The organism is Aneurinibacillus terranovensis DSM 18919, assembly GCF_000430625.1.
GTDB classification, from domain to species: Bacteria; Bacillota; Bacilli; order Aneurinibacillales; family Aneurinibacillaceae; genus Aneurinibacillus_B; species Aneurinibacillus_B terranovensis.
In genome coordinates this window covers 1-12,514 of sequence record NZ_AUMJ01000046.1, presented here as the reverse complement: position 1 = coordinate 12,514, position 12,514 = coordinate 1, and the positions used below count along the sequence as shown (strand labels likewise).

11 protein-coding genes and 4 tRNA genes are annotated in these 12,514 nt (G+C 42.6%); 8 read left to right on the top strand and 7 right to left on the bottom strand.

Annotated features, from left to right (window positions below; translation table 11 throughout):
* Window positions 1-32: 32 nt before the first annotated feature.
* Window positions 33-992, bottom strand: a complete 960-nt coding sequence (locus H525_RS25480) for a polysaccharide deacetylase family protein (RefSeq protein WP_027415902.1) — start codon at window positions 990-992, stop codon at window positions 33-35.
* A 270-nt stretch (window positions 993-1,262) separates the two neighbouring features.
* Here H525_RS25480 and H525_RS0108775 point away from each other — a divergent pair, with 270 nt between their 5' ends.
* Complete coding sequence (locus H525_RS0108775; protein ID WP_027415901.1) at window positions 1,263-1,694, top strand: BrxA/BrxB family bacilliredoxin; 432 nt, start codon at window positions 1,263-1,265, stop codon at window positions 1,692-1,694.
* A gap of 287 nt (window positions 1,695-1,981) precedes the next feature.
* On the opposite strand, the gene H525_RS0108770 is transcribed toward H525_RS0108775, so the two are convergent.
* From H525_RS0108770 to H525_RS0108755, 4 genes are read right to left on the bottom strand one after another with little or no spacing between them, the layout of a single operon-like run.
* Window positions 1,982-2,317 (bottom strand): Zn-ribbon domain-containing OB-fold protein, encoded by a 336-nt coding sequence (locus H525_RS0108770; protein WP_027415900.1) that lies wholly within the window; start codon window positions 2,315-2,317, stop codon window positions 1,982-1,984.
* Between the two features lie 7 nt (window positions 2,318-2,324).
* The gene (locus H525_RS0108765; RefSeq protein ID WP_027415899.1) at window positions 2,325-3,485 is read right to left on the bottom strand and encodes a thiolase domain-containing protein; all 1,161 of its coding nucleotides are present in this window, start codon (window positions 3,483-3,485) and stop codon (window positions 2,325-2,327) included.
* 25 nt (window positions 3,486-3,510) lie between these two features.
* A complete protein-coding gene (locus H525_RS0108760; RefSeq protein WP_027415898.1) occupies window positions 3,511-3,915 on the bottom strand; it encodes a VOC family protein in 405 nt (134 codons plus the stop codon).
* Window positions 3,908-5,482, bottom strand: coding sequence for an AMP-binding protein (locus tag H525_RS0108755; protein WP_027415897.1), 1,575 nt, complete (start codon window positions 5,480-5,482; stop codon window positions 3,908-3,910). The genes H525_RS0108760 and H525_RS0108755 overlap by 8 nt, the downstream gene beginning before the upstream one ends.
* Before the next feature lie 310 nt (window positions 5,483-5,792).
* Between H525_RS0108755 and H525_RS0108750 the strand changes: the two genes are divergently transcribed.
* The gene (locus H525_RS0108750; RefSeq protein WP_051330916.1) at window positions 5,793-7,223 is read left to right on the top strand and encodes a TIGR00366 family protein; all 1,431 of its coding nucleotides are present in this window, start codon (window positions 5,793-5,795) and stop codon (window positions 7,221-7,223) included.
* A gap of 200 nt (window positions 7,224-7,423) precedes the next feature.
* Here H525_RS0108750 and H525_RS0108745 read toward each other — a convergent pair whose 3' ends face one another.
* The gene (locus H525_RS0108745; protein ID WP_027415895.1) at window positions 7,424-8,839 is read right to left on the bottom strand and encodes a sigma-54 interaction domain-containing protein; all 1,416 of its coding nucleotides are present in this window, start codon (window positions 8,837-8,839) and stop codon (window positions 7,424-7,426) included.
* Between the two features lie 322 nt (window positions 8,840-9,161).
* On the opposite strand from H525_RS0108745, the gene H525_RS0108735 reads away from it, so the two are divergent.
* From H525_RS0108735 to H525_RS0108710, 6 genes are all read left to right on the top strand, one after another.
* Window positions 9,162-9,256, top strand: a tRNA-Ser gene (locus H525_RS0108735).
* A gap of 3 nt (window positions 9,257-9,259) precedes the next feature.
* A tRNA-Ser gene (locus H525_RS0108730) sits at window positions 9,260-9,351 on the top strand.
* A 39-nt stretch (window positions 9,352-9,390) separates the two neighbouring features.
* Window positions 9,391-9,467 (top strand) — tRNA-Met (locus H525_RS0108725).
* A gap of 75 nt (window positions 9,468-9,542) precedes the next feature.
* Window positions 9,543-9,613 (top strand) — tRNA-Gly (locus tag H525_RS0108720).
* Between the two features lie 182 nt (window positions 9,614-9,795).
* Window positions 9,796-10,419 (top strand): TetR/AcrR family transcriptional regulator, encoded by a 624-nt coding sequence (locus H525_RS0108715; protein ID WP_027415893.1) that lies wholly within the window; start codon window positions 9,796-9,798, stop codon window positions 10,417-10,419.
* Window positions 10,420-10,647: 228 nt separating this feature from the next.
* Window positions 10,648-12,093 carry an NAD(P)/FAD-dependent oxidoreductase gene (locus tag H525_RS0108710; RefSeq protein ID WP_027415892.1) on the top strand — a complete coding sequence of 482 codons (1,446 nt, stop codon included), beginning with the start codon at window positions 10,648-10,650 and terminating at the stop codon, window positions 12,091-12,093.
* Between the two features lie 25 nt (window positions 12,094-12,118).
* Here H525_RS0108710 and H525_RS0108705 read toward each other — a convergent pair whose 3' ends face one another.
* Window positions 12,119-12,403 (bottom strand): Ger(x)C family spore germination C-terminal domain-containing protein, encoded by a 285-nt coding sequence (locus H525_RS0108705; RefSeq protein WP_281172594.1) that lies wholly within the window; start codon window positions 12,401-12,403, stop codon window positions 12,119-12,121.
* Window positions 12,404-12,514: the final 111 nt, after the last annotated feature.

Below are 12,514 nucleotides of genomic sequence, written 5' to 3'. Positions count from 1 at the left end.
AGGGTGTCACCCGGTACTCTGCCTCTCTTTCGTTATTTAGCCACCTGCTGCGCGGGCTTCTCGTTCGATTGCTGTGCTGATTCCGGCGCCGGCAGCGGTGCAAGTTCGTATCCTTTATTTTTAAGAATTGAAATGACTTTCGGAATCAGTTCAAGCGTCCATGCTTTTTCGTGCATGAGAATGATAGCGTTAGGTTTCACTTCCGATTCGATATTTGACAGGATTTTTTGCGGATTGTGCGGGTATTTCCAGTCTTCACTGTCCACTTCCCAATAAATCAGACTCTGCTTCGTGTCTTGAGAAGCAATTCTTGTGTTTTTGTCGACAGCTCCGTATGGCGGACGGAAATATACGATAGGCGCTCCGATTTTCTGTGAAATAAAGCTTGTCGTTTGGTTGATGATCGCTTCCTGTTCCTGCAGGCTTTTATGGGCCATACTCGTATGGTGCATCGTATGAGTTCCAATGACATGGCCTTCCGCAACCATCTGTTTGGCAACCGGAACAATATCATCTTTTATATTTTCACCAATCCAGAAAAAGGTGGCCTTTACTCCGTATTTATCGAGAACAGCCACCATCTCTTTCGTACGTTCGTTGGGACCGTCATCAAAAGTAAGATACACCGTTTTGTTCTTTGCCGGAACGTTCGCAATTAATTTTCCGAATGGCAGGACGCTTTTTATCGGGCCCTCAATGACTGGTGCAGGTTGAGGAGATGGAGAATCCGGAGCATTGGATGAACCGGTCGCCGGGGAAGGTTGCCCGCTATTCTTGTCTCCCGTTTGTGGAGTTGAAGCCGTTATGGAAGTAGACTCCTGGCCGCCGGAAGCTGCGGTGGATTGGTTTGGTTGTGCCGCTTTTACATTTGTTTCTGTTGCCGAGCGTGCAGATTTACTGTGTGAAAAAACCAGATTAAGCTGAATAATGGTAGCAAGCGCGATAAGTGCAACCCATATCCCTATATTTCTCTTTTTTTTACGTGGTTCCAAGTTGTTTTTTTCCCTTCTTTCTCTAGTATAAACATACCCCACTTTATAGACGGCGTAAAGCAAAAAAAGTTTTGTTCTGTGGTTATAAAACTAATGGAGATAAAAGGGCGTGGAAGCCATCATCAATGAGGAGGATGAACTGGATAACAGCCGTGAATATTTCAGCACATTCTATAATTTTCTAAACGATAACAAAGGGATATAATAGAATAGGCGGTATTATCATGCCTGTTTGGAAAGATAGAGCCTATACTAGGAGGAATGTTATTTATGATGTCATATGATGAATATATGAAATCTGTGATTCAGCCAATGAGAACAGAGCTGACCACAAATGGTTTTGAAGAATTGCGCACACCTGAAGAGGTGGAAGCAAAGTTGGGCGATTTGAAGGGAACCGCACTTGTTGTCGTGAATTCCGTTTGCGGGTGTGCCGCTGGTCTTGCGCGTCCGGCCGTGGTCCATTCGCTGCGAAATGATAAAAAACCGGACCATTTATATACAGTATTTGCAGGACAGGATAAAGAAGCGACCGCGAAAGCGAGAGAATATTTTACAGGCTATGCACCGTCTTCGCCATCTTTTGCTTTATTAAAAGATGGAAAGCTTGTACACATGATCGAGCGCCATGAAATTGAAAACCGCTCTCTGGAAGAAATTGCGGCTGATTTAACGGCTGCTTACGATAAGTATTGCGGGTAATACCCTTCTGTTTAACGGGGCTGACCTGAAGCTCTGATTTTAAGCCCTGCTTTGGCAATAAAAATTTATCAAGAAATAGCCCGTACCACTTTTATGTGTGCGGGTTTTCCTTATTTTCTCCTGCAATGTTCGGGTTGACCGAAAAATCCCGGAGTTGGTGGGCGATGGAATGGAGCATTTTTATTTTTTGCTTTCTTCCCGCTGCGCAAGGGAATACCCTGCAAAAAATAAAAATGCTCCATTCCATTATGAGGGGAGAACAGCATGGATCAATGATAGTTCATAAATTAATCCACTATTTGCATAAATATGTTTGTTCCATCCTTAACATCGATTAACTCCACTTGGTTTCCAATGATCACAGGTTTCCTCCAGGGCTTAGACAATCTTCCTATCAATCGCAACCCATTTTCACTTTCGATAACGGCTAATAGGTAAGGAACTTCACTTTGTAGCCTTTCTTCACAAATATGGACGGTCGTATAGGAGAAAATTTTCCCTTTACCCTCAACATCAACAGAAGTATAACTGTTGTTACTGCGACAATTTGGGCAATATCCAGGAGAAATGAGTGCCTGCCTGCCGCATTCACGACATTGGTAAGCTTTTAATTTTTTTGCCATGTTGATTTTACCTCCTTTGATAAATATGAACCGTACAGGTACCGCCTGACCCGCCTAAATTATGGGTTAATCCGATCTTGGCATTCTTGATTTGTCGATTACCTGCTTGACCGCGTAATTGAGTGATGACTTCAACCCCTTGACCCACTCCGGTAGATCCAACGGGATGCCCCTTTGCCTTGAGTCCACCACTGGGATTAATAGGTAAACGCCCACCTATTCGAGTATGGTCTTCAAGTGCTGCAATCCCACCTTCACCAGGTTTGAAAAAACCAAGATCTTCTGTGGCTACGATTTCGGCGATGGTAAAGCAATCATGCACCTCAGCAAAATCAATGGCATTCGGTTCGATCTTGGCCATTTGATAAGCTCTTTCCGCAGCTAAACGTGTAGCTGGAAAAGAAGTTAATTCTTCATTTAAAAATATCTCGAATTGACCTGATGCCTGGCCGGACCCAATGATATCTATCACATCACTCCGATAATCTTCAACCAGTTCAGGAGCGCATAGAACCATCGCGGAGGCTCCATCGGAGATAAGTGAGCAGTCAAACCTATTAAGCGGTTCAGCTACCATCGTTGTACATGAACATACGTCTTCCAGTTTAATCTTTTTTTGCATGTGTGCTTTTGGATTTAACAAGGCATGATCATGATTTTTAACAGCTACGGCAGCAAGCTGTTCTCTGGTTGTTCCATAACGATGCATATGCCTTTGTGCAACGAGGGCGAAAACGGCAGGAAATGTTAATCCGGCTTTTACTTCTAATTCAAAATGGCTAGCCTGAGCGAGAACACCGGTCACTCCTGCGGTGGGCAATGAAGACATTTTTTCTGCCCCAACAACTAATACGCGCTTGTAAAGTCCGCTTTTTATCGCAAAAATGGCTTCGCGAATAGCCAGGCTGCCGGAAGCGCAAGCTCCTTCTACTCTTGTTGAAGGAACCCCTTGCAATCCTAAAGCCGAGGCTGCATAAGATGCCAAATGATTTTGCCCAATAAAGGCATCACCGGCAAAGTTGCCGAGATAGAAAGCATCGATGTCATCCGGACCTAATCCGGCGTCAACTAACGCCTCCGTTGCAGCTTCAATGATTAATTCGATAAAAGAGGATGGTAGGATTCCGTAGCGGGTACTGCCTATACCAATAACAGATGCTAATGCCATTTTGTAACCTCCTATTATTCCTTCATTATTTTGCTGGTTCCACTAATTCTATTACGACACCATCGAAGCCTGTCTGTTCGGCAAAGGTAACTGTTGAGTTGTGGGCTCCCTTCTGGGTAGAACGGTCTTTTAGGGGTATGCCAGCCTGATCCAAACGATGAATCGTTTGATGAATATCCTCAACTTCAAGAGCGATATGATGCAGACCGCCTCCTGTTTTTTTGAGGAATTCTACAAGATCTCCATCATTTCCCATTGGCTGCACTAGTTCGATCTGTGTATCACCAATAGGCAAAAATGCTACACGAACATCGTAAGATTCAACATATTCAACGTCAGTTGGCTTTAATCCAAGTCCTTGCTTATAGGGGACAAGGGATTTTTCTATATCTTCAACGATAATGGCGATATGGTTGATTTTTTTAACCATAAGACTTGATTCCCTCCTCATGCCATTTTCGCAGCAGGTGCTTTTGGATTTTGCCTACAGAAGTTCGAGGCAGTTGTCCGACAAATTCCACGTATTCAGGAACCTTGAATTTGGCTAAACGGGATTGGCAAAAGGCAATGATTTCTTCTTCGGTTGCATTTCTATCCTCGCGCAAAATAACATAAGCCTTAATGGTCTCGTCCCGAATTTCATCCGGGATCCCAATCACAGCGCACTCAAAAACACTTGGATGTTCGGCAATCACTTTTTCTATTTCATTGGCTGCTACATTCTCACCGGCACGCTTGATCATATCCTTTTTCCTGTCGACAAAGAAGAAATATCCGTCTTCGTCGATTCGGGCATTATCACCGGTATAAAGCCATCCATTCTGGAGAGCTTCCCCTGTTGCTGCCTGATTGTTGAAATATCCTTTCATCAACGTGCGCCCGGGGACTCCTTTCACGATGATCTGTCCGGCTTCGCCTTGGGGAACTTCGTTCCCGAAATCGTCTATAATTTTTACTTCATAGCCAAGAACAGGCTTGCCAATTCCCATGTTTTTACGAACTCCGTGGAGAGGATTCATTAATGGAGTAGCGATCGTTTCTGTCATTCCGTACAAATGCAGTAGTTGAGTGTTGTACTTTTCTTCGAAGTCCTTAAGCTGAGCTTCCGTGATCACTTGGGCAAACCAGATGAGGCGAAGTTGATTCTCTCGATCTGCAGGATCATACTCCTGATGAAGAATCATGCGGATTGGAGCAGCAAAAAGTGATCCCACTGTTGCTTTCAGTCTTTTGGCTTGTTTGAAATAGCGTGAAGCGCTGAATCGTTCTGTGATGGCAACACTTGCGCCGACAGTTAAGGCGGACATAAAAGAGTAATATTGAGCATTCGCATGGAAGAGGGGCAGTACAATCAGTTGCCGATCTTCGGGAGACAAGCTAATGGATTTTGACATGACTTCACCGGCAAAGAGATAGTTCGCATGAGAAATGAGTACACCCTTCGGTCTGGATGTGGTTCCTGATGTATAAAGCATGGCAGCTACATCTTCCGAATGAAAGGGAATGAAAGGGATTTCAGGCGCAGCCCGTTCCATTAAGCGATCAAGGCTTTTATCGGCATATCCACCTCCTTGATATCGGGAAAGCAAGATCTCTTTCAATTTTGGCAATTTCGAGCGTAGCGGTTTAAACTTTTCCAAATACGCTTCTTCCGTAATCAACAGGACTGATTCTGAGTGTTTTAAAATATATTCCATTTCATCTTCGGTAGACAAAATATTGGTTGGAACCATAATGGCTCCAATGTGTGCGAGTGCAAACCAGGCGATCATAAACTCCATGCAGTTTGGAAGATGTAACGTTACGTTGTCTCCTTTTTTCACACCATAATCTATGAACAAACGGCCCAAACATTTTACCTTTTCCGCGAATTCTTCGTAGGTCAGTGTAAACGTTTGCTCCTCCTTGTTTTCATAGATAAGAAAAGTTTTTTTGGGATGAAGTGATACCTTTTCCGCTAATAGGTCGCGAAGAGTCCGGTTTCCTATGATGTCCACATATAACCCCCCTAAAGTAATGTCTTTCTAAACCAAATTAAAAGCAAATATGATGCCAATCTTTTCGTTGTTTACACGTAAGAATCCCGATGGGTTTGGAAACAGTCATTGAGGTGCTTTTGCATATATCAGGCATTTTTACTTATGCAAAAATGCCTGATCTTTTTGAAGGGAGTTATAACTACTGGTAAAGCTAATTGGTATGAAAATTGCAAATTTTATGGTGCGAAATTATATAAAAGTGGGTGATAGGAGAATCTCATTTTAAAGATGATGTTTAATTTTTTAGGAGAATAAAGGGGGAAGAAAAATGTCACAAAGTAATTTGGGAGAAGAATTAAAACAACCTTCCATCAAGGAAAGGAATGACAAAGGAATACTCAATAAATTTCGTGATTTCGCCCTCGTTACGAGTGCATGGACGCAAAAGTGGGTACCAGACGCTTGGATCATTGCCGTTGTTCTAACTGTAATCGTTTTCGCCATGACGTTACTATGGGGAAATGCTTCTCCTGTCAAAGCAATTCAGGTTTGGGGTAAAGGGCTATGGGTTCTATTATCGCTTATGGCACAATTTAGTTTTGCTATCATTGTGGCTTATGTGTGTGCAACAGCACCTGCAACTAAACGAGCCTTAAACTGGCTGGGTTCGCGTCCGCATCCAGATAAGCCCTGGCAAGCAACGCTATTAGTAGCAATCGTATCTCTCCTAACAGGTTATATCAATTGGGCGTTAACGGTTGTTGTATCTGCTACATTTGTCCCGTTTGTCGCTAAGCATAATCCGAAGTCGGATATGCGTCTTTTGGTTGCGGCTGCTTATGTCGGTGTGGCGACGCTTTGGCATGCGGGATTGTCCGGATCGGCAACCTTACTGGTGGCAACACCAGAAAACTTTTTGGTAAAAGATAAGATATTGACCGAACTGATCCCTGTAACACGAACCATTTTTTCCGCATTTAACATTGTCCTTGTTTTGGTAACCATTCTTTCGACTGCGCTTGCCTTAACGCTTTTAACACCAAGAAAGTCACAGGTGGTAATGGATCAAGAAGTGCTGGATTCAATTACGAGAGAAAATAATTCCAGGAGTCATCAAAACCTCGCTCCTGCTGAACGAATGGCTTTTTGGCCTGGCTGGAATATAATCATGGGGTGCGCTGCGCTGTATGTTCTTGTTCAAACTTTTATGACCAAAGGAATCGCCGGATGGAGTATAGACACGTATAATCTGTTATTTTTAACTTTAGCCCTTTTTTTAACATGGCGTCCGGTTGTTTTCATGGAAAGCTGTAAAAAAGGAGTTCAGGGAGCATGGGGGATTTTGATCCAATTTCCTCTCTACGGAGGGATTTTCGGTCTCATATCTTATACTGACTTAGGACATGTTTTGACTGACTTCTTTATATCTATCTCAACGCCACATACCTTTTTACCCATTGTCTATTGGTATTCCGGAATTCTTGGCTATTTTGTACCTTCCGGCGGTTCGAAATGGATCATCGAGGCACCGTATTTATTAAAAGCATCTCATGAGATGGGAATAAGCCCGGCAAGCACAACGATTGCCTATGGGTGGGGAGATATGATGTCACACCTGATCCAACCTTTCTGGGCCATAGCCTTGTTGGATATTACAAAAACGAAATTCGGGCAAATAGCTGGATTTTGTATGATGTTATTGATCATTTATATTATAATTACAAGTATTGCCATGTTCTTAATGCCTTTGAATTTGTAATTGAAAATAGGATTAACCTACAAGGGGCTGACCCAAAAGGTAAGTCCCAAATGATTAAATCCCAAAAAATAGCCCGTAATCACTATAAAAGTGGTACGGGCTCATTATTTTTGATGCGATTTTTACTGCTAAAGTGGGGCTCGAAATTTCTATAAGAGGCTTTTGAGACAGCCCCTTTTGTGCATCGGTAAAATGATGAATCAAAGACCATATCGCTTTTTCTTGCGAACAAGTGTAGCTAGATCAACTCCTAACACCTCTGCACATCGTTTCATCGGGCGATAGGTAGACAAATAGTAAGAAAGGATTTGTTTCTCCTGTTCAGAGACAAGCTGTTTTAAGGTCTGACCGGGAATGGAAGTGAAAGACGGGAGTTCTAAATTAATATGGTGATCGGGTATTTTTCTCTGCTGCAGGCTGCCAGGTAATTGATTCACCTCGATGATGTCACTATCGGACATGACAACAAGCCGTTCTACGATATTCTTTAATTCCCTTACATTCCCGGGCCATTCATAGGATAGCAACTGTTCTATCACATCAGGGGAGAACGTTTTATTTACTTTATACTTTTTGTTAAACATATCAAGATAATGCAATAATAGATCGAATATGTCTTCCGACCGTTCCCTAAGTGGTGGGATATGGATCGTCAATACATTGATACGATAAAAAAGATCGTGTCGAAACTTTTTTTCATGCATCATCTTTTCTAGATTCGCATTAGTGGCTGTTATGACACGGACATTGATTGGAATCGGCTTAGTTCCTCCTACCCTTTGTATTTCCATGTCCTGTAAAACACCTAACAGCTTCACCTGTAAAGCTAAAGGCATTTCGCCAATTTCATCTAAAAAGATGGTTCCGTTATTCGCTACTTGAAACAAACCGGCCTTCCCATGGCGCCCTGCACCCGTAAAGGAACCTGCTTCATATCCAAATAATTCGGACTCTAACAGATGTTCAGGGATAGCACCGCAGTTCACTTTTACAAATGTCCCCTTTTTATGTCTTTCACTTAAGTAATGAATATATTTGGCGAGTATATCCTTACCAACGCCGGATTCCCCAAAAATTACCACAGGAGTATCAACCAAAGCGACTTTATGGGCGAGTGAGACGATATTTTCCATTACTGAACTGCGAAAAATAATCCTATTGCCTTCAACACCTGTTGATTGGACTTCTTGAAGAGTTTGGCGATAGCTCTCATTTAATGCCTTGGTGTCATCCAGTTGCCGTTTTAATTCATTTAACTCGGTTAGGTCCCTTACATTGGCAATTACATGCAGTAAGTTACCGGAATCATCCATAACCGGTGTTGCACTCACTAAACCTTCTGAGCCGTTGTAATAATTGATTAGGCTAGTGAAGGCTTTTTTTTGTTGTATAACTTCTGCCACTACTGAATTAGGTAACCACCCCTTTTCTAAGAGCTCGAAAACGGTGTATCCATCCAGTTGGGAGGGAGAAAGGCCCGAAATCCGCAGGAAAGCTTTGTTATACCAGGCGGTTTTCCCTTTTTCATCAGTAATATAGATCGCATCGTAGGAATTATCTATCAAATTTCGAAGCAACAGTTCTGATTCATAGAGTTCTTGGATTGTTTCTTTCATTATTTCATCCCCGATTTATTGGTACTATATGAATTATTACATATGGAATGCGATTTTGCATATGCAAATATACGGGAAAAAAGAGCATCAGAAAACATTGGCTATTATACCTCAACTCAAACTGTTTGAGTGGCATGAGATGACAATATTGGGAGAAGTCAAACCGTTTCAGGCCCTACCATTACGCATTCCTTTCGCAGCCACCGATCACGAAAAAGGTATATCGCAAAAAGCCCCACCAAAAAAGATGTTGCTTCTCGAACTTAAACATGATATGATAGTTATTGTCATTGTGAGTTTTCGATGATTTCAGGTGAATTGTGGACAGGTGTCCGAGTTTGGCTGAAGGAGCACGATTGGAAATCGTGTAGGCGGGGATAACTCGTCTCGTGGGTTCGAATCCCGCTCTGTCCGCCAGATGGAGAGTTACCCAAGAGGTTATAAGGGGCTCCCCTGCTAAGGGAGTAGGCGGGTTATACCGTGCGAGGGTTCGAATCCCTCACTCTCCGCCATTTAGCAATTTTTTATCTATTGTTGGCAATCCATAATATGGCGGTGTAGCTCAGCTGGCTAGAGCGTACGGTTCATACCCGTAAGGTCGGGGGTTCGATCCCCTCCGCCGCTACCATTTTCGGGTGCCCTTACGGGGACAACGATTGAACAGTAACAAGGAAACATATTCGGCGTTGTAAATTTTCATTTTGCGGGTGTAGTTCAATGGTAGAACATCAGCCTTCCAAGCTGAATACGTGGGTTCGATTCCCATCACCCGCTCTCTTACTAAAGGATATATCTTCTGTCGTATTTTACCCGCCTTGGCGCAGTTCCTGCGAAAAGGAGGATACGAATGCAGAAGTATATCCTTTTTTGTATTAAAAATGCAACGAATTTGTAACTTGAATCCCGGTTCTGGTTGGAGGATACTGGTAGTAGATAGAGTAAAGGAGACCGTACAAATGAATAAAAAATATTCGCCCAGGGTCCAAAGAACAAGAGAAAAAATATTGACGTGCGCCTTAGAAATTTTCTCTGAGAAAGGTTTTCAATCGACCACTATTCGCGAAATTGCCAAGTTGGCCCGCGTTAATGATTTAACAGTATATCGCCATTTCGAGTGCAAAGAAAAGCTTTTCTCTGAAATGATTACACGGCAAACGTTGCTGTCCGAGATGAACAGGCATATTAAAGAATGCTTTAGCGGAAACTTCGAACAAGATGTGAAATCCATTATTTATACGTTCACATTAATCCTGCAAAAAGAAATACATGTAATTAAGCTTATGCTCACGGAATCGACCCGGATGGATGAGTGCAAAAAATTTCTGGCATCGTTTGCCCGCGGAATTCTGCAAGAATTAACAAATTTTTTCGAACTTTATAAAACAAATGGGAAAGTCCGGGAGGATCTGGACTGTTACGCGTTAGCCACCAGTCTGTTTGGAACAATTTTTTCCCGGACATACGCGATGATATTTTACGCAGATTTTGATTTGGTAGGAACGTACGCAGAAGAAGACCTTTTGGAAGGGTGGACGAACCTGTATACCGCAGGCTCTGCTGTACTTGAATATTCCCATTAAACGTTGCGTGAGATCACTGCGCTTTATCCTGTTTTTCTCTCTGAGCCCCCCTTTTTCCAACAAAGGAGGGTTCTTTTGGTATCTTGGTGATTTTTTATGAAAACACGAATAAAACCGAATGAAATACAAGGATGTAACATTAATATTCGTCTTTTTCTTGAATGTTAGCAATAAAAACGATATAATCAATAAGGTTTCACACGATAAGCATCAAGGGAGGTACATTTTGTGAAGTACGATGTGATCATTGTAGGTGCCGGCCCTGCCGGTATTTTTACGGCATACGAGTTAACCGAAAAAAAACCGGAACTATCCATTTTACTTATAGATAAAGGACATGATATCTTTAAACGCCACTGCCCCATTCTCGAGAAAAAAATTAAAAAGTGCCCTCCGCCTGTGGGCCGTAAAGAGTTCAGCGGCTGTCTGCCGGCGTGTTCCATCACGAATGGCTTTGGAGGAGCGGGCGCTTACTCCGATGGAAAATTTAATATTACGACAGAGTTCGGCGGGTGGATGACCGATTATCTTGCCCCTTCCGAAGTGCTGGAGTTGATTCGTTATGTGGATGAAATCAATCTCCGTCATGGCGCTACTCTTGATGTAACGGATCCAACGACAGAAGCCGTAAAAGATATTGAACGTAGAGGGGCTGCCGTTGGCTTAAAGCTGCTGCGTGCGAATGTCCGCCATTTGGGAACGGAACAGAATCTTGAAATTCTTAAAAGTATTTACCAAACACTTGATTCCCGAATCACGTTAAAATTTAAGACAGAAGTAGCTGACATTATCACGGAGAAAACAGAAGCAGGGCTGCAAATGAAAGGTGTTACGTGTAAATCAGGGGATGTTTATTTTGCCGATCACGTGATCATTGCTCCCGGGCGGGATGGATCCGAATGGTTTGGCAACCTTCTCAAAAAACAAGGGCTTTATCTGATTAATAATCAGGTGGATATCGGCGTTCGCGTCGAAACATCCAATGTTGTTATGGAAGAAATTAATAAGCACTTGTATGAAGGGAAGTTTATATTTAAATCCTCAACAGATCAGATCATTCGCAGTTTTTGCTCCAACCCGAGCGGCCATGTTGTGGTTGAAAACCATAGCGGGGTTATGACCGCTAATGGTCATGCCTATAAAGATAAAAGTTTAGGAAGCCAAAATACCAATTTTGCGCTGCTTATCTCGCACACATTTACGGAACCTTTCGACAAACCTAATGAATATGCAAAGGAAATTTCCAGGCGTGCGAATGATTTGTCCAACGGTTCAGTTATCCTGCAGCGTTTCGGTGATATTAAACGGGGAAGGCGCAGTACGGAGAAACGAATTAAAGAAGGTTTTATTGAACCTACTTTAAAAGAAGCGGTTCCGGGAGACCTCGGCCTTGTTCTTCCTTACAATACAATGAAGAGTTTAATTGAAATGGTTGAAGCCCTTGACCATGTCACCCCGGGCATCGCCAGTGAACATACACTGTTTTACGGCGTGGAAGCGAAGTTCTACTCTGCCCGTCCCCGTCTAACCAGTGATTTTGAAACGGAAATCAAAGGGCTGTATGCCGGTGGTGATGGTGCGGGAATTACGCGCGGGCTGGCGCAGGCCGGAGCATGCGGCGTGCATATTGCGAGATCGATTCTAAGTAGAATGCCCGGCGCATCACGGTATTAACTCTTCGTTTATCCAGTATAAACGGTTAAGGGAATAATCTTCCTGATTCTACTATTTTAACTGTTACGTTTAAGGAAGAAATTGAATCGGGAGTTAAAGCAAATCCTTTTTCTCCTCCTAACAATTGTTTCCACTTTTTTGGATAATGACGGTACACTACTTCGGAAAAATCAAATAGATCAATTTGTTTTTTTAAGCCTTCTTCCCATGTCTGCTGAACTTCTTTTTCTATGGTTTTTTCGGCCTGATGGCGTAAGAAGTCTTCGGTAAGTTTTTTGTCCATTTCAATGATACTACCGTGTACTAAAATGGAGACTTTAAAAAAACTTAGACGGCTTAACTAACACAATCGTTGATTAAGCCATTTTTCTTCTACGCATTTAAGGTATTGGTCTGGATCTCTTTTAAATTGAAATCGTTG